General features: G+C 67.4%; 26 protein-coding genes and 2 pseudogenes. 19 read left to right on the forward strand and 9 right to left on the reverse strand.

Features of this window, described 5'->3' with window-relative positions; genetic code table 11:
* The first annotated feature begins 130 nt into the window (after positions 1-130).
* Positions 131-1006 carry a LysR family transcriptional regulator gene (locus LXE91_RS34750; RefSeq protein ID WP_039355466.1) on the forward strand — a complete coding sequence of 292 codons (876 nt, stop codon included), beginning with the start codon at positions 131-133 and terminating at the stop codon, positions 1004-1006.
* 47 nt (positions 1007-1053) lie between these two features.
* On the opposite strand, the gene LXE91_RS34755 is transcribed toward LXE91_RS34750, so the two are convergent.
* The 3 genes and pseudogenes from LXE91_RS34755 to LXE91_RS34765 form a co-directional block, all read right to left on the reverse strand.
* Positions 1054-2322, reverse strand: coding sequence for an ATP-grasp domain-containing protein (locus LXE91_RS34755; protein ID WP_039355468.1), 1269 nt, complete (start codon positions 2320-2322; stop codon positions 1054-1056).
* A gap of 44 nt (positions 2323-2366) precedes the next feature.
* Positions 2367-2540 (reverse strand): hypothetical protein, encoded by a 174-nt coding sequence (locus tag LXE91_RS34760; RefSeq protein ID WP_278068184.1) that lies wholly within the window; start codon positions 2538-2540, stop codon positions 2367-2369.
* A gap of 50 nt (positions 2541-2590) precedes the next feature.
* Positions 2591-3976: pseudogene (locus LXE91_RS34765) on the reverse strand (MFS transporter); the annotation flags it as partial.
* Between the two features lie 258 nt (positions 3977-4234).
* Here LXE91_RS34765 and LXE91_RS34770 point away from each other — a divergent pair.
* Together LXE91_RS34770 and LXE91_RS34775 are read left to right on the forward strand one after the other, a co-directional pair.
* The gene (locus LXE91_RS34770) at positions 4235-5353 is read left to right on the forward strand and encodes a TauD/TfdA family dioxygenase (RefSeq protein ID WP_039355472.1); all 1119 of its coding nucleotides are present in this window, start codon (positions 4235-4237) and stop codon (positions 5351-5353) included.
* Between the two features lie 98 nt (positions 5354-5451).
* Entirely contained in the window at positions 5452-6390 is a 939-nt protein-coding gene (locus LXE91_RS34775; protein ID WP_039355474.1) for an ABC transporter substrate-binding protein, read from the forward strand.
* A gap of 28 nt (positions 6391-6418) precedes the next feature.
* On the opposite strand, the gene LXE91_RS34780 is transcribed toward LXE91_RS34775, so the two are convergent.
* Both LXE91_RS34780 and LXE91_RS34785 read right to left on the reverse strand, forming a co-directional pair.
* Positions 6419-7309, reverse strand: coding sequence for an AidA/PixA family protein (locus tag LXE91_RS34780; protein ID WP_076841482.1), 891 nt, complete (start codon positions 7307-7309; stop codon positions 6419-6421).
* A gap of 65 nt (positions 7310-7374) precedes the next feature.
* On the reverse strand, positions 7375-7878 hold the full coding sequence (locus LXE91_RS34785; protein WP_011349899.1) for an inclusion body family protein: 504 nt from the start codon (positions 7876-7878) through the stop codon (positions 7375-7377).
* Positions 7879-7898: 20 nt separating this feature from the next.
* Here LXE91_RS34785 and LXE91_RS34790 point away from each other — a divergent pair, with 20 nt between their 5' ends.
* Positions 7899-8138: a hypothetical protein gene (locus tag LXE91_RS34790; protein ID WP_135370809.1), complete on the forward strand. Its 240-nt coding sequence runs from the start codon at positions 7899-7901 to the stop codon at positions 8136-8138.
* A gap of 53 nt (positions 8139-8191) precedes the next feature.
* Here LXE91_RS34790 and LXE91_RS34795 read toward each other — a convergent pair whose 3' ends face one another.
* From LXE91_RS34795 to LXE91_RS34810, 4 genes are read right to left on the reverse strand one after another with little or no spacing between them, the layout of a single operon-like run.
* Positions 8192-8575: a GtrA family protein gene (locus LXE91_RS34795; protein ID WP_039355477.1), complete on the reverse strand. Its 384-nt coding sequence runs from the start codon at positions 8573-8575 to the stop codon at positions 8192-8194.
* 15 nt (positions 8576-8590) lie between these two features.
* Positions 8591-9634 carry a glycosyltransferase family 2 protein gene (locus LXE91_RS34800; RefSeq protein WP_039355479.1) on the reverse strand — a complete coding sequence of 348 codons (1044 nt, stop codon included), beginning with the start codon at positions 9632-9634 and terminating at the stop codon, positions 8591-8593.
* A gap of 24 nt (positions 9635-9658) precedes the next feature.
* On the reverse strand, positions 9659-11038 hold the full coding sequence (locus LXE91_RS34805) for a glycosyltransferase family 87 protein (protein WP_039355481.1): 1380 nt from the start codon (positions 11036-11038) through the stop codon (positions 9659-9661).
* A complete protein-coding gene (locus tag LXE91_RS34810; protein ID WP_039355483.1) occupies positions 11035-12273 on the reverse strand; it encodes a glycosyltransferase family 87 protein in 1239 nt (412 codons plus the stop codon). The genes LXE91_RS34805 and LXE91_RS34810 overlap by 4 nt, the downstream gene beginning before the upstream one ends.
* 1051 nt (positions 12274-13324) lie before the next feature.
* Here LXE91_RS34810 and LXE91_RS34815 point away from each other — a divergent pair.
* The 15 genes and pseudogenes from LXE91_RS34815 to LXE91_RS34885 all read left to right on the forward strand — a co-directional run bounded on the left by LXE91_RS34815 (position 13325) and on the right by LXE91_RS34885 (position 26361).
* On the forward strand, positions 13325-13516 hold the full coding sequence (locus LXE91_RS34815) for a Flp family type IVb pilin (RefSeq protein ID WP_039355485.1): 192 nt from the start codon (positions 13325-13327) through the stop codon (positions 13514-13516).
* A gap of 141 nt (positions 13517-13657) precedes the next feature.
* On the forward strand, positions 13658-13849 hold the full coding sequence (locus tag LXE91_RS34820; RefSeq protein ID WP_039355488.1) for a Flp family type IVb pilin: 192 nt from the start codon (positions 13658-13660) through the stop codon (positions 13847-13849).
* A gap of 82 nt (positions 13850-13931) precedes the next feature.
* The gene (locus LXE91_RS34825) at positions 13932-14138 is read left to right on the forward strand and encodes a Flp family type IVb pilin (RefSeq protein WP_039355490.1); all 207 of its coding nucleotides are present in this window, start codon (positions 13932-13934) and stop codon (positions 14136-14138) included.
* Between the two features lie 54 nt (positions 14139-14192).
* The gene (locus LXE91_RS34830; protein ID WP_039355492.1) at positions 14193-14732 is read left to right on the forward strand and encodes an A24 family peptidase; all 540 of its coding nucleotides are present in this window, start codon (positions 14193-14195) and stop codon (positions 14730-14732) included.
* 32 nt (positions 14733-14764) lie between these two features.
* The gene (locus tag LXE91_RS34835) at positions 14765-16165 is read left to right on the forward strand and encodes a P-loop NTPase family protein (protein ID WP_039355494.1); all 1401 of its coding nucleotides are present in this window, start codon (positions 14765-14767) and stop codon (positions 16163-16165) included.
* Between the two features lie 35 nt (positions 16166-16200).
* Positions 16201-17040, forward strand: a complete 840-nt coding sequence (gene cpaB / locus LXE91_RS34840) for a Flp pilus assembly protein CpaB (protein WP_039355496.1) — start codon at positions 16201-16203, stop codon at positions 17038-17040.
* A gap of 99 nt (positions 17041-17139) precedes the next feature.
* A pseudogene (locus LXE91_RS34845) lies at positions 17140-19097 on the forward strand (type II and III secretion system protein family protein).
* A 20-nt stretch (positions 19098-19117) separates the two neighbouring features.
* Positions 19118-19420, forward strand: a complete 303-nt coding sequence (locus LXE91_RS34850) for a hypothetical protein (RefSeq protein WP_039355501.1) — start codon at positions 19118-19120, stop codon at positions 19418-19420.
* Positions 19421-19445: 25 nt separating this feature from the next.
* Complete coding sequence (locus LXE91_RS34855) at positions 19446-20717, forward strand: TadE/TadG family type IV pilus assembly protein (protein WP_039355503.1); 1272 nt, start codon at positions 19446-19448, stop codon at positions 20715-20717.
* Positions 20718-20730: 13 nt separating this feature from the next.
* Complete coding sequence (locus LXE91_RS34860; RefSeq protein WP_039355504.1) at positions 20731-21264, forward strand: TadE/TadG family type IV pilus assembly protein; 534 nt, start codon at positions 20731-20733, stop codon at positions 21262-21264.
* A complete protein-coding gene (locus tag LXE91_RS34865; protein ID WP_039355506.1) occupies positions 21261-21704 on the forward strand; it encodes a TadE/TadG family type IV pilus assembly protein in 444 nt (147 codons plus the stop codon). The genes LXE91_RS34860 and LXE91_RS34865 overlap by 4 nt, the downstream gene beginning before the upstream one ends.
* Positions 21705-21726: 22 nt before the next feature.
* Positions 21727-22935, forward strand: a complete 1209-nt coding sequence (locus LXE91_RS34870; RefSeq protein ID WP_039355508.1) for a CpaE/TadZ family protein — start codon at positions 21727-21729, stop codon at positions 22933-22935.
* 18 nt (positions 22936-22953) lie between these two features.
* On the forward strand, positions 22954-24324 hold the full coding sequence (locus LXE91_RS34875) for a TadA family conjugal transfer-associated ATPase (protein WP_039355510.1): 1371 nt from the start codon (positions 22954-22956) through the stop codon (positions 24322-24324).
* A 33-nt stretch (positions 24325-24357) separates the two neighbouring features.
* Positions 24358-25335 (forward strand): type II secretion system F family protein, encoded by a 978-nt coding sequence (locus LXE91_RS34880; protein WP_039355513.1) that lies wholly within the window; start codon positions 24358-24360, stop codon positions 25333-25335.
* 36 nt (positions 25336-25371) lie between these two features.
* Positions 25372-26361 (forward strand): type II secretion system F family protein, encoded by a 990-nt coding sequence (locus tag LXE91_RS34885; RefSeq protein ID WP_039355515.1) that lies wholly within the window; start codon positions 25372-25374, stop codon positions 26359-26361.
* Positions 26362-26570 lie beyond the last annotated feature (209 nt).

Genomic DNA, 26570 nt, shown 5'->3' on the forward strand with positions numbered 1-26570 from the left:
CTGGGCAGGCAGAGAAGGGCATGCGGATTCCTCGGGAGCGGGCCGTCGGGCACCGGGTATTCGCTAGGCTAATCCGGATTTTTGGCGAAGTAAAATGATATAAACACAATCTGTAACAAGAGAAAGTGATATGAACATCCCTCTGCTCGAAACCTTCCGGGCCGTCGTTCAGGAAGGCAGCGCGCTGCGCGCGGCCGAACGGCTCGGCTGCACGCAGTCGAACGTCACCGCGCGGCTGCGCCAGCTCGAAGCGTCGCTCGACGCGCCGCTGTTCGACCGGCACGGCAAGCGGCTGGTGCTGAACGACGCCGGGCGCCGGCTGATCCCGTATTGCGACCGCATCCTGCGCCTCGTCGACGAAGCGACGCAGGTGGTGCGCGAAGCACCGGTCGCGCGCAACTTCCGGCTCGGCTCGATGGAAAGCACGGCGGCCACGCGGTTGCCGGCGCTCGCCGCCGCGTTGAAGGCGCGCGACCCGGCGCTCGGCCTCGCGGTGCAGATCGGCAGCGAACCGGATCTGGCCGACGCGCTGCTGCGCGGCCGGATCGACGCAGCGCTTACGGCGCGCGCGGTCGTGCGCCCCGGGTTGCGCTACGAGCCGGCGTTCGCCGAAGAGATGGTGCTGGTGAGCGTCGCCACGGCCACGCGGCGGCAGGTGCTGGCCGACAACCCGGTGCGGCTGCTCGCGTTTCACGACGGCTGCCCGTATCGCGCGGTCGCGGAGCACTGGCTGAAGGCACGCGGCGTCGCGATCGAGTCGGTGGCATCGTTCGGCACGTTCGGCGCGATCCTCGGCTGCGTGGCGGCCGGGATGGGCGTCGCGATCGTGCCGAAGCGGATCACGACCGAGCACGTGGCGCGCAAGGAGCTGCGGGCGCATGCGTTCGACGATCTCGACAGCGTGACGACCTATCTCGTCACGTCCGAAGAAGCGCCTGAGCTGCCCGAGCTCGATACCTTGCGTGCGGTGCTGGGGCGGCAGGCAGGGGCGCTGCTCGGGCGCTAGCGGAGCGCACTTCGGCGCGCCGCACCGCAAGTGCTGCGCCGGTCGCGCTACGCCGGCACGACCGCCCGTTCATCCGCGAAGAATTCAGCCTCGATCTCGCGAATCCGCCGGCAATCCTCCAGCAGTCGCTCGAACGTCGGGCTGTAAAGGCCGACGGTGCCGAGCGCCGTCTGCAGGTCGGTCGTCACGCGCAGCGTGTCGCCCACCCTGGCCCATTGCTTGAGCCCGACGAACGACGGCAGCGCCTGGATCGCCTGCCACGTGAAGTCCTGCCGCAGTACGCCGTTGCGCGACGACAGCAGCAGCACGTGCCCGCAGAAACCGCGAAAATCCGTCGGCGCGGCGACTTCGCCGAACAGTCGCTCCGGGTGCAGCACCGCTTCGACGGCAGCCGACACGTGATTCTCGCCGCTGACCGCGCTCGTCAGCCGCGGATCGAGGCTGCCGTGCAGCCGCGCGTTCAGCTCGACGATCGTCGGGCCGTCGGCCGTATCGAACAGTTCGAGATGGGTCGGCCCGAAGCGCACGTCCAGGGCATCGAGCACGGCGGTCGCGTAGTCGAGCAGCGGCGCGTAGCGCGGATCGGCGTGATTCAGCACCAGCATCTTGTCGAGCCGCGGCGCGTGCGTGCGGTCGCGGTGCACTTCCCACAGGCTGACCACCCGGTGGCGGCCTTCGAACGACACCGAATCGACGATGTATTCCTGCCCCTCCGAATAGCTCTGGATCACGATGTCGTCGTTCGGCTGGTTGTACAGCGAACGGGTGGCCAGCACGTCGCGCGCGGCGGCCTCGACCTGGTCGAGCGTGCGGCAGATCTTCACGCCGGTCACGCCCGCGCTTCGCGCCGGTTTCACCACGAGCGGCAGCTTGCCGTACGCGCGCGCCCATTCGAGTGCGGCGTCGACCGACGTGCTGTGGAAGTGCGCCGGGGCACGCAGGCCGGCCTGGCGAATGCGCTCGTTCATCGCGTACTTGTCGCGCCGCGCGGCCGACGTCGCGAGCGGATTGCGCGTCGGCACGTCGAGCCGCTCGGCGAGCGTGTCGGCGAGCTCCAGCGCCGCGTCGAGGCCGTGCAGCACCGCGCCGATCCGCAGATCGCGCAACTGCGCGAGCGTCGCGTCGACGTCGCCGTGGTGCTGGACCTGGCGGATATAGTCGGACGGGACGAACTGGTTCCGGTAGATTTCCGGCAGGTCGGGATCGCTGATCACGTGCGCGCAACGGATGCCGTAGGCGCGGAACGCGGGCGCCAGATAGGCGGCTGTCGACGCGCCGTCGACGATCAGGACGGTATCGATGAAACGATGCGGCATGGATTCCTCGCTGTGCTGTGGGGTCGGTTGAAGGGGGGATGGGCTCAGGCCCGCGAGCCGCTGTCGGGCGCGTCGCCGGGCCAGCGCGCGGCCAGCACGATGCAGAGGGCGACGAGCACGGCCGCGACCGCGAACCCGCGCGCCGCGCCGGCCACGATCGCCGCGCCCCGGCCCGCGACCAGCGCGCCGAGCGCCGCGACGCCGACGGCCGCGCCCACCGGCGCGCGGTATTGAGGATCGCCGACGCGGTGGCCGAGCGGCCGGCCTCGACGCTGCCGAGCATCGTCGACGTCAGCGCGGGAATCGCGATGCCGCCGCCGATCGCCATCGCCGCGAGCCCGGGCGCCAGCAGCGCATACGGCGTGTGCGCGCCGAGCGTCTGCCACAGCCACACGTAGCCCGCGAACGACACGGCGAGGCCGACGATGACGGTCGCGCGGAATCCATGGCGGACGGCGAGACGCGCACTCGCGATGTTGGCGAGCATGATGATCGTGAGCGGCGCGAGCGCGAGCCCCGACTCGGTCGCGGTGAAGCCGCGCGCGTTCTGGAAATACAGGCTCAGCGAAAAGATCAGCCCGTAGAACGCGGCATTCGTGACTGCGCCGATCGCGAGCACGCCCGGCACGCGCGCGATCCGGAAGAATGCGAGCTGCAGCATCGGCGCGGCCACGCGCCGCTCGATCGCGACGAACAGCGCGCCGAGCGCGACCGACGCGGCCAGCGCACCGGCCGCATACGGATCGCCGATCCCCTGCGCGCCGGCCCGGATGATCCCGCCCGTCAGCAGCGCGAGCACGAGCACCGCGACGATCTGGCCGGCCGGATCGAACAGCCGCGTGCGCGCGGCGGCCGAATCACGCACATGGCGCAGCGTGAGCCACAGGCCGCCTGCGCAGATCGGCAGGTTGATGAAGAAGATCGCGCGCCAGCCGAGCGAATCGATCAGCAGGCCGCCGAGCGTCGGCCCGGCCGCGCTGATCGCGCCGCCCGTCGCGCTCCACCACGCGACCGCCCGCACACGGGCGGCGGCATCGTTCGCGCAAGCATGGGTGATGAGCGCGAGCGACGTAGGCAGGATCATCGCGGCGCCTACGCCCTGCGCGACGCGCGCGGCAATCAGCGCGGCCAGCGACGGCGCGAGCGCGCAGCCGAGCGATGCCAGCAGGAACAGCGCGAGACCGTATGCGAACAGCCGGCGGCTGCCGAAGCGGTCGGCCAGCGTGCCGGACGTCAGCAGCAGCGCGGCGAACGACAGCGTGTACGCATCGACGATCCATTGCAGCCCGTGGACGCTCGATCCGAATGAATGGCCGAGGCTCGGAATCGCGACGTTGACCACGGTCACGTCGAGCTGGACGATCGCGAAGCCGAGGCTCGCGGCCGCGACGGTCGGGAAGATCGCGCGCAGCGACGTGCGGTACGGCCTCGCGCCGGCTGGCAGCGAGCGCTCGAGTGCCGGCGCGCGATCGCTCATCGTGTCCTCCGCGTCGCGTGGCGGGGGGGGCGGCACGCAGCCGGCGGCGCGTCGTTTGCGGGCGAACTGCGCAGCAGATGGAATCGGTTCATCTAACGGGTTTCCGTGGGGCGGAGGAAGGGCGCCGGCTGCCGATCGACGGCCGGCGCATCGTCGAATCCGACAGAAAACTAGCATCGACCCGTTAGCGAATACAAATAATATGCCGCGATTATTTAACAACTATTCGTGTTAAGCGGCGGTGCGAACGACGTGGACAGCCACTCTCAGCATTGCAGAACTTATATCGAAATTTTTTGTTTGCAATCGAATTAATATCATTTCGAAATGCAATGACGGTCTCCTAGTCTTGTCGAGCGCTGAGCCCCGAGGACGGCAACGCGCGGCGGTAGTGCCCTACCGCTTATCGACCCCCGATCTTTATACGAGAGACCTATGACCTATCTCGCAGATGAACGCATCGTTTTGACGGCAGCGGAATCCAGTCATATCCGGACGACGCTCGGCGCACTGGCCTATGATCCGGCCGGCGGCGCGGGCTACATCAGCGCGGTGCGCAAGCTCGCCTACAACGCGTTTCCCGACCGGGTCGTCGACGCGTTCGATCGCGCGAAGGCGCCGACCGCCGATGCGCACGGCTCGATCGAGATCGACAACCTGCCGATCGACGAGGGCGTGAAGGGCAGCCCGAGGTTCGAGGAAACCGGCCGCTCGTTCAAGGCCGGCGTGTTGAGCGAGAACGTCCTGGTCGCGTTGAGCACGCTGGCCGGCGAGCCGTATTCGATTGCGCACGAAGGCCGCGAGCTCGTGAACAACCTCACGCCGCACAAGGCGACCGCGCGCGACTATACGGGCCTGGGCTCCGAGGTCGAGCTCGATTTCCATATCGAGAACGCCGCGCAGGCGCACATGCCGGAAGGCGATACGTCGCCGTTCGCGTTGCTGCTGCTCGGCGTGCGCAGTGAAGCAGGCGGCGGCCCGTACACGCGGCTCGCCGATGCGCGTCGCGCACTGCAGCTGCTGTCGCCGGAGGATATCGCGCAGCTCTACGGCGAGCACTACATCATCCGCGTGCCATACCGGTGGCGCGGGGCGGCGCCGACGCCGCGCGACAACACCGACCTGAGCGCGGTGCTGTCGGGGCCGCTCGATGCGCCGCGCGTGACGGTCGCGTTCTATCCGGACATGGTGCTGGCGGTCAACACGCGCGCGCAGGAGGCGCTGGCCAACCTGTATCGCGCGGTGCGCGAGGTGTCGTTCGGCGTGCAGATTCAACCGGGCAAGCTGGTGCTGATCAACAATCATTTCACGCTGCATTCGCGCGACCGTTTCGATCCGCAATACGACGAGAACGACCGGGCATTGCGCTGGGTTCAGCGCGTGTTCGTCGCACGCAGCCTGTGGAACTTCCGCGCGTTCACGCCGCTGCAGGCGCGCGTGTTCGATCCGAAGGCGCTGTATGCGGGCGAGTCGCAAGCAACGCGCCCGTCGCCGGTTGCGCAACCGGTCACGCAACGCGCGGCCGCGGCCGAACTCGAGGCGACGCCCGCCTGAGCGGGCCGGGAACGCCAGGCGGCGACGGGCGCTGAAAATCGTTCGCTCCGCCCGCGTTCCGCGCCCGCATCATCAAAAAACAAAGGAATCCGGAAGACATGATAAGAACAGCATTCCCCGTCGTGCGCGTCGTTCGCGTGCTGGCCGCCGTCCTGATCGGCAGCAGCGTGGCCGCGCAGGCCGCGACGTTCGACCTGAGCCCCGAGCAGCCCGGCCGGCAACGCGGCGCCGTGAACCCGGCGGTCGAACAGGCGTTGCCGGCCGGCTTCCGGTTTGCGGAAGCGAACACACTGACGATCGGCATCGCGCCGAACCTGCCGCCGCTCAGCACCTATGCGACCGATGCGCGGACGGTGGTCGGCTTCGATCCCGATCTCGCGCAGCTCGTCGCGGACAGCATCGGCCGCAAGCTGAAGATCGTGCCGCTTTCCTGGGCCGACTGGCCGCTCGCGCTGCAGTCCGGCAAGGTCGACGCGGTGATCTCGAACGTGACGGTGACCGAACAGCGCAAGGAGAAATTCGACTTCTCGACCTACCGGAAGGATCAGCTCGGCTTCTACGTGAAGAACGGCAGCCGGATTGCGGCGATCCGCGAGCCGAAAGATGTTGCCGGGCTGCGCGTCGTGACCGATTCGGGCACGAACCAGGAAAAGATCCTGCTCGAGTGGAACCGGCAGAACGTCGCGCGCGGCCTCGCGCCGGTCGAGATCCAGTATTACGCGGATGCGGCCGAGCGCTGGGTCGCGCTGCAGTCGGGGCGCGTCGACACGATCTTCAGCGTGAATTCGATGCTCGCGTACCAGGCGTCGCTGCGCGGCGATGCGAAGCTGATCGGCACCGTGAGCGGCGGCTGGCCGCGCACCGCGGACATCGCGATCACGACACGCAAGGGCAGCGGCCTCGCCGAGCCGCTGACGGTCGCGATCAATGCGCTGATCGCGAACGGCAGCTACCGGAAGGTGCTCGGCCGCTGGAGCCTCGACGCCGAAGCGATCGACCGGTCGCAGACCAACCCGCCGGGGCTGCCGCGCACCTGAGCCGCCCGTGTGCCGATTGCCGCGATGCTCACGTGATCGGCCACTGCAGGATCACGATCCCGTCGTTGTAGTCGGCATCGGCGCCGTCCTCCGCGCCGAGCCAGCCGAGCCAGACGGAGTCGCCCGCGGACAGCGGCGCGAGGCGCGCATCGGTCGCGGATTGCCTGCCGTTGGCCGACGCCTCGATCCGGATCTTGCCGCCCTTCGAGTTCAGCGTGAACATCCTGACGCCGTCCTCGCTGTTGCCGACGAACGATGCGGCCGGTTCCGGCGCATCGTCGACGAAGAGTTTCAGGTCCTGCCGGTCGGCGGCATTCGCATAGAAGATCGCCTTGAACGCCGTATTCGGCGGCAGCGTGAAGCGGCCATTGCGATCCGACGACGGCTTGAAACCGGGCTGCTTCGTGTCCGGCCGGCTCCCCGCGATCTCGATCGACGTTTCCCAGCGGAAATAGCCGGATACGTTGCCGTCGCGGTCGTATACGCCGAAATCGGCCGTGCACGTGGTGGCGCCCGCGGCCAGCACGTCGCTGCGCCAGTAGTGGTCCTTCATCGGATGGCACGGCGGATGCAGCAGGTCGTCGGCATTCGGCACGGGCGTGGCCGCATCGCGCACTTCGGGTTCGATCGGCGCGACGATGCCCGCATCCTTCAACGCGAACCGGATGAACAGCACGCTCACCTCGGCGCGCAGGGCCAGCGCGGTTTCGCGCAGGCGCAGCTGGTCGCCCGGCGACAGGCCGGTAAAGAGGCGGCTGTCGTTGTGGCCGAGCTGCGCGGCGTCGCCGGGGCTCACCACATAGAGGTGCCGGCCGTCGATCACGGTCGGGGCGGCCGGGTCCCGGCTTGCCTCCGGGTAGGCCGACAGCAACGTGACGGCATCGACGATCACCAGCACATCGCAACGAAGACCAGACATGAGCGCTTCCTCCGCAACAAGTGGATGACGCGGGCAGCCGCCGCGCGGCCGCCCGCCTGCCGCGATCAGTTATGGATCGAGATGAACGGATCCCAGGAGAAGCAGCCCTGGCTCTGGCAGTTGCGATCGATGATCTGGAACTGGAAGTGGTACGTCACGCGGCCGACTTTCAGGCATTCCGACGACCAGTAGTAGTTCGCGACCTTCTGGCAGGTCGGCACTTCGGGCTTGCTGGTGTTCGGCACCGGAATGGACGCTTCCGCGACGCGCGGCGTGGGCGTCGAGATCAGTTCGTTGCCGACGTTGCCGACGAACTTGTAGAACACGACCTGGTTCTCGAAGCCCAGCGACAGGCTCGTTTCACGCCAGCGGATCAGGTCGCCGACCTGCGCCTTCAGGTCGAGTTCGCCGCCCGCCTGCCCGGAGATCACGTTGTCCTGGTTGGTCACCATATAGACATAGCGCCAGTCGATCAGCGTCGGTGCGGCCGGGTTCTTGCTGGGATTCGGATATTTTTTGAGAATGGTTTCGGTATCGAAAGAGACGAGCACATCGGTGACGCGTGACATAGAAGCTCCCGTTTGAATGAATGGGACTTATTGTTGCGCGAATTTCTTCGTGCGGCCGCCATCGCCTTGCCCTGCAAGGCTTCGCGCCGATCAAGGCACGTGCGGGCGGGATGGCGAATGCAGATTATCCCGTTCGGTTAATTCTGGAAGCTGTAAAAGTAAACAGGGTATTTAATATTATTTCAGACGGTAATTTGAAAATCGGATTCAATCGGCTCGATGCGTTACATAAATATAACGACATTGAACCTGTTAATTGAATCGCCGATTATGTCCGGCAATGTCCGGCTGCCGTGGGGCGGGGAAGGATCGCTTACCGGTAGGTCCACAGCCGGTGCAGCGCGAACGTGGTCGGCGGAACCAGCAGCGCGATCGCTGCGATGCTCATCCCGCGGGAGCCGTCCAGCGCTTCGGTCGCACGCGCGAGCAGCATCGTTTCGCCGAAGCCGGCCAGCGTGACCGCGAGAAAGCGCACCGCGTTGCGCGTGCCGACCGTCGACGAGAAGCTCCACAGCGTATTCGCGACGTACGAGAACGCCGTCGCGCAGAGGAATGCGATCGCGTTCGCCGTCACCAGCGTCGCATCGAACTGCGCGAACAGTGCCGCTGCGACCAGCGTGTGGATCGCGGTCGAGCCGAGCCCGGACACGCCGAAGCGCACGAGCCGCGTGCGTTCGGCCTGGAGCAGACCGATCATGGCCGTCGGCGCGCGTCAGCGTTCGCCGATCCGCGCGCGAGTCGGCTGCACGCGCCGGCGGGCCATCTGGCGGCGCGCGTCGCGCGCGACCGGCAGTTCGATCACCTTGCCGTGCGCCTGGTAGCGGCGGCGGACCAGGTAGACGGGCCGTTGCTTCGACTCGTCGTAGATCCGCCCGATGTATTCGCCGACGACACCGATCCCGATGAGCTCGATTCCGCCGATGAACAGCGTGACCGAGATCAGCGACGCGTAGCCGAGCACCGGATTGCCGAACACCAGCGTGCGCAGGATGATGAACGCGCCGTACAGGAACGCGAGCGCGGCGATGCCCACGCCGATGTAGGTCCAGCTGCGCAGCGGCACGGTGCTGAAGCTGGTGATGCCTTCGAGCGCGAAATTCCACAGCTTCCAGCCGGAGAATTTCGAGTGCCCGGCGCTGCGCGCGTCGCGCTGGTATTCGACGATCACGGTGCGGTAGCCGACCCACGCGAACAGCCCCTTCATGAAGCGATGCCGCTCGGGCAGGCTGCGCAGCGCGTTCACGACCTTGCGGTCCATCAGCCGGAAATCGCCGACGTTCTCCGGCAGTTTCACGTCCGACAGCAGGTTGTGCACGCGATAGTAGATCGCGGCCGCCGTGCGTTTCGCGAACGAGTCGCACGCGCGGTTGCTGCGCTTCGCCGCGACGACTTCCGCGCCGTCGCGCCAGTGCTCGATCATCACGGGAATCAGGCTCGGCGGATCCTGCAGGTCGGCGTCGAGCGGGATCACCGCGTCGCCGAGCGCTTCGTCGAGGCCGGCCGTGAGCGCCGCTTCCTTGCCGAAGTTGCGGGTGAGATCGATCACGCGCACGCGCCGCTCGGCGGTGCTGATCCGGATCAGCCGGTCGAGCGTGTCGTCGCGGCTGCCGTCGTTCACGCAGACGATCTCGAAACGGATCGCGTCGATGGACGTCATCAGCGGAATTACGACGTCGAAGAAGTGCTCGACGGCCTCGCCTTCGTTATAGAACGGCACGACCAGCGAGATGAGCGGTGTATAGAGTGGTTCCCGCATGGTGATTCCCCTTGTGATGTCGTTTCACCGATGAGCGCCGATGGTCGGTCGGCCGGTGCGGCGCATTCCGTACGCCGGGCGGTGGTGCGTTCGGGCCTGATGGGTGAACGCGGTTTCGGTCGAGGTGTCGTGGGTGTCCGGCATCGACGGCACGTCGTGTCGTTCCCGGGCGACCCGGCTGACGAGCAGCGCGAGCGACGCCAGCGTGACGAGCGGCATGAACTGGAACGACAGATGCGGCACGACCGCGAGGCCCGCGAGCGGCATCAGCCACAGCAGCAGCAGCCATTCGCGATCGAAGCGGCGCCAGCCGTGCGTCCACGCATAGCGCGCGTACCACGCGATCACGATGCCGTACCAGGTCAGGTCGTAGTCGTACAGATAGGGGCTGACGAGCAGGCAGGCGCACGCGAGGGTCGCGGCGCGCAGTGCGTACGAGCAGGCGCCGCGCCAGGCGTAGATGACGGCGAGGGCCGCGGTCGCGGCGGATAGCAGCTGGAGGCCGTTCGCGACGATGGCGGGCCAGCTTGCCAGCGTGGCGAGCGCGAACACCGACGGCATGCGCACGAGCCTGGCCTGGCCGGCGCCGACGATCGCGTAGACGTTGTCGATCACATGCATGAACGTGAGCCACGGGCCGAACCCGAACGCGAGGGTCGAGAGCGCGACGCTGCACGCGATCGTCGCGGCCCACGCGGCCAGTGCGCGCCATTGACCCGCGCACAGCAGCGCGAGCGGGAACAGCACCGCGAGCTGCGGCTTCATCGTCAGCAAACCGAAGCAGATCCCGGCGTACACGGGGCGGCGGTTCAGCGCGAGCAGGCCGGCGCCGGCGAGCAACGCGGTGAAGAGGCTGGTCTGCCCGACGATCACCGTGAGGAACGCGCCGGGGAACGCGAGCGCGCACAGCCACGCCGCGTCGCGCTGCACGGTCGCGTGGATCGCTGCCGCGAACAGCCCATACGTGAGCCCGAGCCACAGCACGAGCGCCAGCGTGTACGGCAGCCAGCCGAGCGGCAGCACGAGCAGCAGCATCGAGGGCGGATAGAGCCACGGCATTGAGCCGTCCGCGAGGTTCATCGCCGGAATCGCGAGCTTCTGGACTGCGAACAGCGCGGGGAAATGCCACGCGTCGGCCGCCTGCCCGTGCGCGGCGAGCCACGCCGCGCTCCAGATCGGTGAGAAATCCGGCGACAGCGGTTCCGGTGCGCCGTGGTGCGACAGGAGCACGCGGATCGAGTAGATGCCGATGAACAGCAGTTCCGCCATCAGCGCGGCGGTCGCATAGAGGCGCACGCGTTCGCGATTGAGCCAGTGCGGATAGCGGCGCGGGCCCGCGATCGGGAGTTCCGGGTGCACATCGGTGGCGGCATGCGCGTGACGGGCGAACGAAGGCGCTTTCATCGCGTGTTCCGTGACGCGAGGGTCGCGCGACGCACGACGACGAGCAGCACCGCGAGCAGCACGAGCGGCCCGATCTGAGGCAGCTTCGTCAACCGGTTGAACAGCTCGAAGACGGGCAGCAGCCATGCGAGCACGAGGATGCCCTGGTCGCCGGGCAGCCAGCCTTCGTCGAGGCCGTGCGCGATCAGGCAGAAGATCGCGATGCCGAGCCACGTCAGTTCGTAGTGCCACAGATAGGGCGTCGTCAGCAGCGTGGCGACCGCCAGCACCGCGCCGCGCAGGCGCATGTCGGGCGTACGGCGCCATACGTCGACAGCCGCGGCGATGGCGAGCAGTGCGACTGCCGCTTGCGCGGCAAGCGCGGTGGCCACCGGCGCACCCGCGAGCCGCAACGCGGCGAACGGCGTCGGCGACGCGAACCAGTACGACGCGAGCATGAAATGCATGTCGCGTACCGTCGCCATGGCCTGGCTCAAACCGTGCAGCGCGCCCGGGCCGGTCAGTGCAATCCCGGCCGCCGCGAACAGCGTCGCGCTCAGCGCGGCCGCCGCGAACGTGCGCCATGCCCGCGCCGCGATCAGTACGAACGGGAACACGACGGCGAGTTGCGGCTTGATCGCAAGCAACCCGATCACCACGCCGGCCACGACCGGGCGCTTGCCCAGCAGATGCAGCGCGAGCGCGGCGAGGCCGGCGGTCAGGACGCTGTTCTGGCCGAACAGCGCGGACAGGCACACCCCCGAGTACGCGACCACGACGAGCGTGGCAGCGCGCGGGTGGGGAAGATGCGCGCGCAATCCCGACAACCGCGAGACGGCGAACGCGTAGCATAAAAGACTGCCCGCCAAAAAGAGGAAATACGCGGGCAGGAAAGGCACAAGGGCAAGCGGCGCGATGAACAGCAGCATCGTCGGCGGATAGAGCCAGGGAAGCGGCTGATGCTGCAGAGACGCACCGAAGTGCGCGAACTCGGCCTGCTTGAATGACGAAATGTCGTAGACCGATGCGGCGTGGCCTTGCAACACGAGATGCGATGCGGTCCAGAAGACGGAGAAGTCGGTGCCGGGGCGGACCGTGGTGGTCGACGTGAAGCCGTCGGTCACGATTCCCCATACGATCAGCAATGCGATGAAGAGCATCAGCATGATGCAGCTGTACGGAATGATCCGATCGGCTGTCAGCCATTGGACGCGGCGTATTGCACGCCCGCGGATTTCACGGTTGGCTGTGTACATGATTCCCCGTCTGTCGTGAGGGCTGCGTGGTCTTTCACAGCCGTTTTCATGTTGGCGTGCCTGCGGATCGAATCGCGCTGAAATCGCGTTGTCCGGTGAATTCATTGTTGAAGAAAAAATCGCGCGATGCAAACCGCACCCGGACGGCGGGTATTTAAATTGTTCAGCGATGCGCGTGAAAACCGCGTTTTCACGTATGAGAAAACGGCGCGACCGGATTTCATGTATCTGGCTTGAAACATTCCGCATTTTTTACCGGGTTCGCGTGCCGCCGATATCGCGGCGCCCGAGCGGCGTGACGTGTTCGGGAAAGTCCCGAGAAAAAAATTTGGACCCTTGCTGCAGGGCGGCTGCGGGCGTTCCGGCGTGCAACGCTGGCGCCGGCGGGATAGATCAATTTTGAAACATTTCGCGCATCGCGCCTCGGGCCGAAGCGCACGGGCATGCCGGGAACGCTTGATGCGCCTGGATTTCGTTCGGGGTGGCCTGCTCTTTGCGTAAGCGTTGGCACGGCAGTCGACGAGGTGACGACCGGGCGGTTCCAGCAAAGTCGGACGGAACCCGCTTCGGAATCACCTGCGGAAAGAAAGGCCGGAGCGCGACGATGAACACGCGCTCCAGGTCGATCAACCGGGCAAGACTTCGTCGAATGACCCAAGAGACCCGGTATCGTCAGGGCAATAAGAAATCGGCATGGCAGCATATGGGGAATAAAAATGAAAGACCACAGCACACCGCGGCTTGCAAACCGCGTTAAAGACACATTGCAGCTTTGCCGGGAGTTTGTTTCCCGCTCAACAGGATTCCATGCGTCGAACGGCAGTCGTGCCGTTATGGTCGATCGGATCGTTCGGTTCATCCGGCCGGTCGCACCGTACACGCCTCTCTCGCTCTCTGCCTCACTGATACCCGTTCGCACGGACAGGGGTGTCTATCCCCGCTCCCGCGGCTGAGCGACGCATTCCGATTTTTCGAGTAGTGCCGGTGGTGCCCGCCCCCGACGTCCTGACGGACGAAGGGTATTTCATAGCAGTCCGAAAGGAGAATGCTCATGTCAAGAATCATCGAGAAGATCGCCTGGCTCGTCGAGGATCAGGGCGGCGTGACGGCCATTGAATACGGCCTGATCGCCGCGCTGATCGCGATCGGCATCGTCGCCGCGTTGACGACCGTCGGTACCGATCTGAAGACCGTATTCAGCACGGTCGCCGACGATCTGGATTCGATAGTAGCTGCGATTTGATGGACGGTGCGGCGAACGGCTCGTCCGATTCGTTTGTTGGCGCCACACGGCATTAACACCATGCCTCGACGTATCGATGCCGGATCGATCGATCCTGCCGGCGCGCGAGGGATCTGAAAGTGACTACGCAAGGAGATCATCATGTCCAAGTTCATTCAACAAGCCAGCCGTTTCATCCGCGACGAAGACGGTGTGACGGCCATCGAATACGGCCTGATCGCCGCACTGATCGCCATCGGCATCATCGCCGCGCTGACGACGGTCGGCAAGGACCTCAAGACCGTGTTCGCCACGATCGCGGACGACCTCGATTCGGCGGTCGCAGCCATCTGATGGATCGTGCCGCGGACGGCTCGGCCGGTGCAGCGCGCGAGCCGTCCCCGGTCCTCTGATCAACCGGGAACCGGAGACCATCATGCAAGCCAGGATGCGCGTCGTACGTCGCTGGATCAGCGACGAGCAGGGTGTGACGTCGACCGAATATGCATTGCTCGGCGCGATGTTTGCCGTTGCGGTGCTGGGCAGCGTCGTCACGCTGAAAGGCTCGCTTGCCGATACGTACGAGGTGATCGCGACGGCCGTGACGGCTGCCGTGGCCACCGCGCTGGCAATGGTTTCCTGATCCATCGATTCCACCGATTCCACCGACTCGACCGATTCGACTGCGAGGTTCGCCATGCTCCCCGTTGCGCCGCCTTACCCGGTTCCGTTGTGCGTGACGCTGCTCGCGGTCGCCGCGGCCAGCACGGACATCGCGACCCGTCGCATTCCGAACCGTCTCGTCCTGCTCGGCCTGGTCGGCGCGCTGGTTGCCCAGTGCCTGTTGCACGGCGTCGTGGCCGGTGCACTCGGCTGGCTCGCCGGCGCCGCGACCGGCTTCGGCATGCTGCTGCCGTTCTACCTGTTGCGCGGCATGGCGGCCGGCGACGTGAAGCTGATGCTCGCGATCGGCGCCTGGGTCGGCGCGGAAATGACGTTTTACATCGTGCTGGCCACCTTCCTGGCCGGCGGGATCGGCGCCATCGCCTTCGCGCTGCTGCGCGGGCGGCTGCGCCAGATGTGGGCGAACGTGCGCGCGTTGCTCGCGCGGCGCTCGCCGGGCGCGAGCGCCGAGGCTGCCGGCGGCCCCGTCGCCATCGCATCGGTCGGCACGCTGCCGTACGGCGTGGCGATCGCGGCCGGCACGCTGGGCATGCTGTTCGTGTCGTGCGCATAGCGCGACGCATCCGCAACGAGGACGCAACGATCATGAACACGAATCACACCGAACCGAGACGCGACGCACAGGTGGCACGCCTGCCCGATCCGTTGCCGTCGCGGGAAGCGCATACGAAGCTGGGCGCGCAGTTGCCTGCGGCGCCGCGCTCGCTCGAGGAAACCGGGTTGAGCATGACGTTCGTTGCCGGCCTCGTGCTGAAGTCGACGCTGATGCTGGGCCGCCCGTCGTACGGCGACCTGGTCGAGCGGCACTGCCTGTCGCTCGCGGTGCTCGACGACGTCTTCGCATTCCTGGTGCGCGAGCACCTCGTGGAGCTCACCCATCGCGGCGCGACCGATCTCGACGTGACGTTCCGCCTGACCGACGCGGGCCGCGTGCTCGCGCTGGAAGAACGCTCGCGCAGCGGCTACAGCGGTCCAGCACCGGTGACGCTCGATGCCTATATCGCGTGCCTGGACGCGCATTCGGTGCGCAAGCTTCGCATCAGCCAGAACGAGGTGTGGGCGGCATTCGAAGGGATCGTGATCGACACGTCGCTGCTCGACGCGGCGGCGGCCGCGCTGAACGCCGGCCGTCCGCTGCTGATCCACGGCCCGGCCGGCAGCGGCAAGACCTTCCTCGCCGAGCGGCTCGGCTCGCTGATGCGCGGCCGCGTGCCGGTGCCGCACGCGATCTGCGCGGCCGGCGAAGTGATCCAGATCTACGACCCGCTCGTGCACGTCGACGCGGGAGGGCCGTCCGGCGGCCTGTCGGTCGATCGCCGCTGGCGCCTGTGTCAACGGCCGGTCGTGATGTCGGGCGGCGAACTGACGCTCGACGAGCTCGACCTGCGCCGCGACGAAGCCGCCGGCTTCTACCAGGCGCCGCCGCACATGAAGGCGAACCTGGGCATGTACGTCGTCGACGATCTCGGCCGCCAGCGCGTCGAGCCGCGCGACCTGCTCAATCGCTGGCTGCGCCCGCTCGATCGCGGCGTCGATTTGCTGACGCTCGAATCCGGCAACCGCTTCGTGATGCCGTTCGACGTCTGGCCGGTGTTCTCGAGCAACCTGTCGCCGGAGCAACTGGGCGACGACGCGTTCCTGCGCCGCCTCGGTTCGAAGCTGCACGTCGGCGCGATGTCGATCGACGACTACCGCGCGGTGTACAACGCGGCCTGCGCATCGCTCGGGCTCGTATCCGCGAGCGATGCATTCGACTACCTGCTGCATCGGCTGCACCTGCCGACCGGCAAGGCGTTTCTCGCCTGTTTCCCGGCGGACCTGCTGCGTCTCGTGGCCGCTGGCGCGCGCTACCGCGGCGATCCGCCCGAGGTGACGCACGACGCGCTGTACGACGCATGGGCGAGCTATTTCGGCACGGTGCCCGAACGGGACGGCAGCCATCCGCCGCCCGTCGAGCGCGGCGGACGCACCTACGTCACCGGTTGAGCCGTTTCTTTCACGATTCGTCGAGGAGCATTGCCATGAAAAACAGTCGAGCGGTCATGATGCTGGTCGTCGCGATGATCGCGGGTCTTGCCGCGGTCGTGTTCGCGTCCCACTGGCTGGTGCAGACATCCACGAGTTCGGTCACGCCGGTCGCGGTGGCCACCACCGACCTGAACCTGGGCGAACCGCTCGGGCCGAACCAGATCCACATGGTCAGCTGGCCGTCGGGCAGCGTGCCGACCGGCGCGTTCACCGATACGAAGGGACTCGAAGGGCGCGTCGTGCGCACCAGCCTCGCACGCGGCGAGCCGGTGATCGAGTCGAAGCTCGCACCCGTCGGCACGAAGGGCGGGCTGTCCGCGGTCATCGCCGACGGCAGCCGCGCGATCACGGTGCGCGTGAACGACGTGGTCGGCGTCGCGGGCTTCGCGCTGCCGGGCAACTACGTCGACGTGATCGTCAACACGCAGGAACAACAGGGCAAGACCGACGGGCAGAGCATCTCGAAGATCGTGCTCGAGCACATCCTCGTGCTCGCCGTCGCGCAGCAGGTCAGCCGCGACGACACGGCGCCGAAGGTGGTCAACGCGGTGACGCTGGAAGTCACGCCCGACCAGGCCGAACGGCTCGACCTCGCACGCAGCGTCGGCACGCTGTCGCTCGTGCTGCGCAACCAGGTCGACCAGAAGACGCTGAACACCGACGGGGCGACCAAGCTGACGCTGCTCGGCAAGGAGCCCGCACCCGAAGCAGCGCCGGCACCGGCCCGTGTGAAGACGGTGCGCGTGCACGTCGCATCGCATGCGGCGCCGGAAGTGCGGCGCGACTGCGTCGGCGTGCTGACGGGCGTGAAGGGCAGCGTCGAGTGCTTCTGAATCGATTCATTACAGTCACATAAACGGCCGCCGTCAACGCGCGGCGGCCCTGGAAGTCGATCACCGGCACGGCGCCGGTCTCTCGGGGGATCAGACGAAATGAAGATCAAACCGCAACGCACAGGTACCGGCCCGCGGCAGACACGCGTCGCACGGGGCACGATGATGGCCGCGATCCTTTGTTCTGGATGGCTGACCGTTTACGGCGCACTCGCGCAGGAAGGCGTCGAATCGGCCGTGCTGACCAAGGGCGGCGCCAGCGCACCGGCCGCGGTCGGCAAGGGGCCGATGCAGATGACGATCAGCATGGCGCCGGTGGCGGCCGCCGCGCCCGCCGCAGCGGCGGGGCCGCTGCGCGGGCCGAACTGCGTCGGCGCTGTGCGCGAATCGACCAGCGTCAGCGTGCCGCTCGGCAAGTCGCTGCTGGTGCCGATGCCGGAGCCGGTGCGCAATCGGACGATCGGCAATCCGGCCGTCGCGCAGGCCACGATGGTGTCGCCGCAGACGCTGTACATCCTCGGGCTCGCGGTCGGCACGACCAACATGATCGTGCAGGGCAAGAGCGGCGCATGCCGCGTGATCGACGTCGCGGTCGGCGCGGATGCCGGCGGCCTGCAGGCGTCGCTGATGCAGCTGATGCCGAGCGAGCGCGACATCCATGTGTCGACCGCCGCCGGCACGATCGTGCTGGCCGGCACCGTGTCGAGCTCGATGGCCGCGCAGCAGGCCATGCAGATCGCACGGGCGTACGGCGACAGCGCGGGCGATCCGGCGAGCGGCGGCAAGGCGGGCGGGGTGCTCAACATGCTGAACGTCACGTCGCCGCAGCAGGTGATGCTCGAGGTGAAGGTGGCCGAGGTGTCGAAGACGCTGATCAACCAGATGGGCAGCGCGCTCAACATCCAGGGCGGCTTCGGGTCGTGGAGCGGCGCGCTGGTCAGCAACCTGCTCGCGGGCGTCGCCACCGGCATCGCCTTCAGCAAGGCGAACAACCGGCCGTTCAACCTCGCGGCCGACGCGCAGAACACCGACAACCTGGTCAAGATCCTCGCGGAGCCGAATCTCGTGACGATCAGCGGCCAGGAAGCGACGTTCCTCGCCGGCGGCAAGATCTTCATCCCGATCCCGCAGAGCAGCGGCAACGGCACGTCGTCGATCACGCTGCAGGAAGAGGAGTTCGGCGTCGCGCTGAAGTTCACGCCGACCGTGCTGGGCAACGGCCGGATCAGCCTGAAGGTCGCGCCGGAAGTGTCGGAGCTGTCGCAGACGGGCGTCACGCTGAGCGCGACCAACATCGGCGGCACGTCGATCCTGCCGCTGATCACGACGCGGCGCGCATCGACGACGGTGCAGATGGGCGACGGCGAAACGTTCGCGATCGGCGGGCTGATCAAGGACAACGGGACCGGCGCACTGAAGGCGCTCCCGGGCGTCGGCGAAATTCCGGTGCTCGGCGCGCTGCTCCGCAGTACATCGTTCCAGCAGGACCGCACCGAGCTGATCTTCGTGATCACGCCGCACCTGGTGAAGCCGCTGCAGACCGCCGACGTGCCGCTGCCGACCGACAGCTTCTCGAAGCCGAACGAAATCGACGTGTATGCGACCGGCAACATGGAAGGCCGCGGTGGGGTGCGCAAGCCCGGTGCGCAACCGGCCACCGGCGCGGCAGCCGCACCGCAGACCCCGGCCCAGGCACCGGCCCAGGCACCGGCCCCGCACCGGCACCGGCACCGGCACCGGCACCGCAATCGGAAGCGCCCGCCGGCCCGGCCGCCGCGCTGCCCGCACCGCGCGCGCCGCAGGGGACGGACGCGCAGCCGCCGGCGACGGCCGAGCCGCAGAAGACGCCTGCACCGGTGGCCGCCGCCGTCTCGCAGCACGAACCCGACAACGCGGCCCGCATCGCGCGTATCGAAGCCGCCGCCGCACGTCTTGCGGCAGCCGGTTCCGACACGCCGGCCCCGCCCGCGGGGCAGCCGAAGCGCCGGACACCGGCGGCGGCCCATGCGCAGCAGGTCGCGCGCGTGAGCGCGGCACCCGAATCCACCGATCGTTGAAGCCATCCAAGGGGACGCTCATGAAATCCGCCTACCTCGTCATCGTGCGCCGCGTGGCGCTCGCCGCACCGCTCGCGTTCGCGCTTGCCGGCTGCATGTCGTCGACCCCGGTGTGGGACACCCGCTTCGGCGATTCGGTCCGCGCCGTGACGCAGGCCCAGATCATCGACCCGCACGCCGGCGAACACGCGGCCTCGGTGTCGGCACCGGGCGTCGACGGCGCCGCCGCCGCGGCCGCGCTCGACAACTACGACAAGTCGTTCAAGCAGACCGTGCCGCCTGCCAATGCGTTCGTGATCGGCATCGGCAAGACCACCCAGTAACGACGGCACGCTCAGGGAGAACGCCATGAACAGCGCAGCTCGCCATCCGAAAGTCATGCGTCGCCGCCTGCATCGCCAGCGCGGTGCCGTCGCGATCATCGTCGGTCTCGCACTGGCGGTGATGATCGGGTTCGTCGGCCTCGCGCTGGATCTCGGCAAGCTGTACGTCACGCGCAGCGAACTGCAGAACAGCGCCGATGCCTGCGCGCTGTCGGCTGCGCGTGACCTGACGTCGGCCATCAGCCTGTCGGTGGCCGAGGCGGACGGCATCGCCGCCGGCCACCTGAACTTCGTGTTCTTCCAGAACAAGTCGGTGCAGATGTCGACGAACGCGAACGTCACGTTCAGCGACTCGCTGTCCAACCCGTTCCTGACGAAGACCTCGGTCACGAAGCCGGCGAACATCAAGTACGTGCAGTGCACCGCCACGTTGAGCAACATCGCGCACTGGTTCATCGAGATACTGAACGTGCTGCCGGGCACGAAGCTCGCGAATGCGGCGGAGGTGTCGGCCAGCGCGATCGCCACCGTCGGCGGCGGGCAGACGACCTGCGCGATTCCGGTGTTCGTGTGTCGCGGCCCGTCCGATCCGGTCTACAAGGTCGGCGACTGGATCGCGTCGCCGTCCGGGTCGTCGTCGACGTACGGGCCGGGCAACTTCGGCTGGGCGGCGCTCGACGGCTCGACGAACGAACCGACTCTCGCGAGCGAGCTGTCGGGCAACACCTGCAACATCACGAGCCCGCCGGATCTTGCCACCACGGGCCTGAAGTCGGCGTCGCTGCGGGCCTGGAACACGCGCTTCGGCATCTATACGAACGGCGCGAACGGCTCGAGCGGCCAGCCCGACTTCACCGGCTATGCGTATGTCGGCCCGAACTACGGGCCGCCCGGAACGGCGGGCATCAAGGGCGACGCGTACACGCAGTTCGTGGCCGACCGCGCAGCCTTCAAGTCCTACCAGGGCGACGGCGCGCCGCCGACCGGCAGCGGGATCAACACCAACGGCACCGCGACGGCGAGCAACTACCAGACTTACGGCAGCGACCGCCGTGTCGCGCTCGCGCCGGAAGGCGACTGTTCGACGCTGAAGGGCAGCAGCGGCAAGGTGCACGTCACGCAATGGGATTGCGTGCTGATGCTCGATCCGCTGCCGTTCAGCGCGGGCAGCGGCGCTATCGTCGCGCATCTCGAGTACCTCGGCTCGTCGGTCTCCGGCAACAACCCGTGCGCGACGCACGGCTTGCCGGGCAGCGGCAGCGCGTCCGGGACCCAGGTCCCGATGCTCGTCCAATAGCGGAGAGCGGATCATGAACAAGCCCCCGTTTCGCCGTTCGCGCACCCGCGGCGCCGTCGCCGTCGAGTTCGCGCTCGTGCTGATGCCGATGATCATGCTCGCGACCGGCGTGGCCGAGTTCGGCCGCGCGATCTACCAGTTCGAGACGCTGACCAAGGCGACGCGCGATGCGGCGCGCTACCTGTCGGTCTGGTTGCCGACCGACAGCGCGTATCCGGCCTCGCAGGCGCAGTGCCTCGTCGTCTACGGCAGCACGACGTGCGGCACGGCCGGCACCGAGCTGGTGCCGGGGCTCAAGACGTCGATGGTGACGATCTGCGACGCGCAGCGCACGACCGGCTGCAGCGACCCGTCCGACCCGGCGCAGTTCGCGAACCTGCCGACCTACGACTCGAACAACAACGCGTCGGGCGGCACCGCGACGGGCGCGATCAGCGTCGTCGAAGTGAAGATCACGGGCTACAAGTACCAGCCGATCCCCGCGTTCCCGGGGCTGCCGTCGATCACCTTCAACAACATCGTCACCGTGATGAGGCAAGTCTCATGAACGCGCGCCATGCCCCCCCGTCACGCCGGCGTGCCCAACGCGGCTCGGCGATCGTCGAGTTCGCGCTGATCGCATGGATCCTGATCATGCTGCTGATCGGCATCTTCGAATTCGGCCGCGTGCTGTTCTACTGGGGCACCGCGAGCGAAGCCGTGCGCCTGGGCGCGCGCACGGCGGTGGTGTGCGACGTGAATGCGGCCGGCGTCGTGAAGCGGGTGAGAGCGCTGCTGCCGCTGCTGCAGACCGCGAACGTGTCGGTGAACTACTCGCCCGCGAGCTGCGACGTGAATTCGTGCGCGTTCGTGACGGTCAGCGTCACGAACGTCACCGTCAAGACGATGATCCCGTTCGTGAACATCACGGTGACGATGCCGCCGTTCACGACGACACTGCCGCGCGAAAGTCTCACTTCCGCGACCGGCGGCGCCAACTGCAATTGATCGAACAGGCGAGGCACACGACATGATCAACATCCTCGTAGCTTCCGACGACACCGCGCGACTCACGCAGATCGCGCGCCTCGTGGCCGACTGCGGTCACTATCGCGCGACACGGGCGACCGGGCGCCCGTCGCAGATCGAACATCGCACCGACGGGCTCGACGCGTTCGACATCCTGCTGGTCGACGGTACGTCGCTCGAGCCGTCCGAGCTGTCGGCGATCGAACGGATCTGCCGCGCGCACGCGAGCCTGACCTGCATTCTCGTGACGGCGGACACGTCGCCGCACGTGCTGCTCGACGCGATGCGCGCGGGCGCGCGCGACGTGCTGCAGTGGCCGCTCGACCCGCAGGCGCTCGGCAACGCGCTCGAACGGGCCGCCGCGCAAAGCACGCGGCGCGACACCGACGACACGCGGATCGTGTCGTTCATGTCGTGCAAGGGCGGGGCCGGCACGAGCTTCGCGGCCAGCAACCTCGCATTCGAGATTGCAGAAGGCTTCAAGCGCCGCGTGCTGCTGATCGACCTGAACCAGCAGTTCGCCGACGCGGCGTTCCTCGTCAGCGACGAAACCCCGCCGTCGACGCTGCCGCAGCTGTGCGCGCAGATCGAACGGCTCGACAGCGCGTTTCTCGATGCGAGCGTCGCGCACGTGACGGAAAACTTCCACGTGCTCGCGGGCGCCGGCGACCCGGTCAAGGCCGCCGAGATGCGCGAGGACGCGCTCGAATGGATCCTGGGCGTCGCCGCGCCGCGTTACGACTTCGTGATCTTCGACGTCGGCGTCTGCATCAATCCGCTGTCGATGGTCGCGCTGGATCGCAGCGATCAGATCGAGCTCGTGCTGCAGCCCGCGATGCCGCACGTGCGGGCCGGGCGCCGGCTGCTGGAGATCCTCGTGTCGCTCGGCTACTCGACCGACCAGATGCGGCTGATCGTGAACCGCGCGACGCGCGCGAGCGACCGCACCCGGGCGGCGCTCGAGGAAGTGCTCGGCCTGCACGCGGCCTGCACGATTCCCGACGATGCCGACACCGTGCTCGACGCGATCAACCAGGGCCACCCGGTGTCGCGGGTCGCGCGCGGCACGGGGGTCGTCCGTGCGTTGCAAGGGTATGCGAAGCAACTCGTCGAAGGGGAGGTGCGCGCGGGGCACGGCGCGACGCATAGCGAACCGCTGATGTCCCGGCTGTTCGGCCGCAAGGCCACGCCGAAGCTCAAGTCCATGTAAGTCTTTCGGGGAACCATCATGTCATTGCGCGAACAGATGTCGTTGCAGCGGGCCCAGCCGCCACTGGCGACGGGCAGCGAACCGACCGGCCCGGCCCATTCGTCCGTGCGCGACGCATACCAGAAGCTGCGCCGCGAAATCCACCTGGCCGTGCTCGAACGCGTCGAACTCGAGCGCCTGTCGCGGATGCCGCAGGAATCGGTCCGCATGGAGATCGGCCTGCTGATCACGCGCATCCTCGACGAGGAGCGGCTGCCGGCGAACGACATCGAGCGGCGGCAGCTCGCGATCGACGTGTACGACGAGATGTTCGGCTTCGGCCCGCTCGAAGCGCTGCTGCGCGATCCGACTGTTTCCGACATCCTCGTGAACACGTACCGGCAGGTCTATGTCGAGCGCTTCGGCCAGCTCGAACTGACCGACGTGACGTTCTACGACGACGCGCACCTGATGAAGGTGATCGAGAAGATCGTGTCGCGCGTCGGGCGCCGCATCGACGAATCGAGCCCGATGGTCGATGCGCGGCTGCCCGACGGCTCGCGCGTGAACGCGATCATCCCGCCGTCCGCGATCGACGGGCCGCTGATGTCGATCCGGCGTTTCGCGGTCAATCCGCTGAAGATGGACGACCTCGTGCGCTATCACAGCCTGACGCCGCCGATGGCCGAGCTGCTCGACGCGCTGTCGCGCGCGAAGGTGAACGTGCTGGTGTCGGGCGGCACCGGCAGCGGCAAGACGACGCTGCTCAACATCCTGTCCGGCTTCATTCCGCGCAACGAGCGGATCGTGACGATCGAGGATGCCGCCGAGCTGCAACTGCAGCAGCCGCACGTGCTACGGCTCGAAACGCGACCGCCGAACATCGAGGGCAAGGGGGAGATCACCCAGCGCACGCTGGTGCGCAACGCGCTGCGGATGCGCCCCGACCGGATCATCCTCGGCGAAGTGCGCGGCGCCGAGGCGCTCGACATGCTCAACGCGATGAACACCGGCCACGAAGGCTCGCTCGCGACGATCCACGCGAACACGCCGCGCGACGCGCTGACGCGGCTCGAGAACATGGTCAGCGTCTCCGGCCTGACGCTGCCGCCGAAGACGATGCGCCAGCAGATCACGTCGGCGATCTCGGTGGTCGTGCAGGCCGCGCGGCTGACCGACGGCAGGCGCAAGATCGTCAGCATCCAGGAGCTGACCGGGATGGAGGGCGACATCATCAACATGCAGGAGATCTTCACGTTCAAGCGCACGGGCGTGGACCGCGACGGTTCGGTACGCGGCCACTTCTGCGCGACGGGCGTGCGGCCGAAGTTCGTCGAGCGGCTGCAGGCATTCGGCATCAACCTGCCGGATTCGCTGTACGACCCGTCTCAGCGGTACGAGACGAACTGACGACAGGGCGCCGTTTGCTGCCGGGGAGGCTTCATGAACACGATCTTTTACGGTTTTGTGATTCTCACCTTCGTCGCGGTGGTCCTCGCGATCGAAGGCGGTTATCAATGGTGGAACGCGCGGCATGGCGCGGCCGCGCGCCGGATCGAATCGCGCATCCGCGCGATGTCGGCCGGCGGCAACGTGCAGCAGGAACGGCTGTCGATCCTGAAGAAGCGGATGCTCGACGAATCGAAGCCGTTCGACCGGCTGCTGCTGCGCATGCCGCGCGTGCATCGGCTCGATCTCGTGATCCAGCAATCGGGCCTCGACTGGACGCTGCCGAAGCTGATCATGCTCAGCACGGTGTTCGCGGCGTTCGCGTGGCTGGCGCTGAGCTTCGCGACGTTGCCGCAGCTCGCTGCGCTGCCGGTCGCGCTGTTCGCCGGATGCCTGCCGATGATGTATGTGATGCGCTGCCGCGGGAAGCGGATGCGCAAGCTCGAGCGGCAGTTGCCGGACATCTGCGACATGATCGCGCGCGCGCTGCGGTCCGGTCACTCGTTCACGAGTACGCTCGGGATGGTCGGCGACGAGTTTCCCGAGCCGATGGGCGGCGAGTTCCGCGTCACGTTCGACGAGGTCAACTACGGCGTGTCACTGCACGACGCACTGATGAACCTCGTCACGCGCGTGCCGGTGCAGGACCTGCGCTACTTCGTGATCGCGGTGCTGATCCAGCGCGAGACGGGCGGCAACCTCGCCGAGCTGCTCGACAGCATCGCCGCGCTGATCCGCGAGCGCTTCAAGCTGTTCGACAAGGTGCGCGTGCTGTCGGCGGAAGGGCGGCTGTCGGCGTGGATTCTCGGGCTGCTGCCGTTCGGCACCGCCGCGGTGATGGCGCTGCTGAATCGCGAATTCCTGTCCGTGCTCTGGGAGGACCCGGCGGGGATCCGGATGGTCGGCACGATGCTGGTGTCGATGCTGTTCGGGCTGATCTGGATCCGCCGTATCGTCCGCATTCGCGTCTGACGCGCGAGCCGTATAACGAACCGTTGCGAGGCTGTCATGCAAAACCTGAGCGTAGTCCAGGCCGTGATGCTGGGCGGCTTGTTCCTCTTCGTGGCCGGCGGCGCGCTCGTCGCGATGCTGCTGTTCGCGCCGCGCAGCATCCAGCGCCGGATCCAGCAGGCCGGCGGGGCCGGGATGGGCGCGACCGGCGCGGCGGGCACGGCGGGCACGGGCGACGGCGACGACCTGGCGTCGCGCTGGGTCGCGAAGCTGGTCGAGCTGTCCACGCCGATCTCGAAGCTGTCGGTGCCGAAGGAGGGCTGGGAGAATTCGCCGCTGCGCATCCGGCTCATGAATGCCGGCTGGCGCAACCAGAGCGCGGCCGCGTTGTATTTCACCGCGAAGACGGCGCTCGCGCTCGGGTTGCCGTGCGCGGCGCTGCCGGTGCTGATCACGACGTCGCTCGGCGACGAGCGCGCGATCCTGTCGGTCATCCTCGTCGCACTCGCCGGCATCGGCTACTACATCCCGAACGTCGTGCTGTCGCAGCGGGTCAAGGTGCGCCAGCGGAAGATCTTCGAGGATTTCCCGGATGCGCTCGACCTGCTGACGGTGTGCGTCGAAGCGGGGCTCGGGCTCGATGCGGCGCTGATGAAGGTGAGCGAGGAGCTGCGGTTCAGCAGCGAGGTGGTCGCGAGCGAACTCGACCTGCTGCTGCTCGAGATGCGCTCCGGCTTCACGAAGGAGACAGCGCTGCGCAATCTCGCGCTGCGTACCGGCGTGGAGGACATCGAGTCGTTCTGCGCGATGCTCATCCAGGCCGATCGTTTCGGCACGAGCATCAGCGAATCGCTGCGCGTGCTGTCGGACCTGCTGCGCACGCGGCGGCGGATGCGCGCGGAAGAGCGGGCCGCGAAGATCGCGCTGAAGCTGCTGTTTCCGCTGATCTTCTGCATTTTCCCCGCACTGATGATGGTGTTGCTCGGGCCGGCGATGATTCACGTCTATCGCGTGTTGCTGCCGACGTTCGTCGGGATGTCGCCGTGAGCGGCGAACCGGCGTCATGCCGGGGCAACGGGATCGTCTGAATCGTCGATCAAGGTTTTGCGTGCCGGCCGGCCACCCCCGCCGGCCGGCACGGTAACAGGCTTCATGGAGGCTCCCTCCCCAGGCGGCGCCGCGAGACAGGTTGACCATAGCGGCGTCAAGGCATCCTGGACCCATGGTCGGCCATGGATCAAGCCGTAGTCCACCGC

Source organism: Burkholderia contaminans (assembly GCF_029633825.1).
Taxonomy (GTDB): Bacteria; Pseudomonadota; Gammaproteobacteria; order Burkholderiales; family Burkholderiaceae; genus Burkholderia; species Burkholderia contaminans.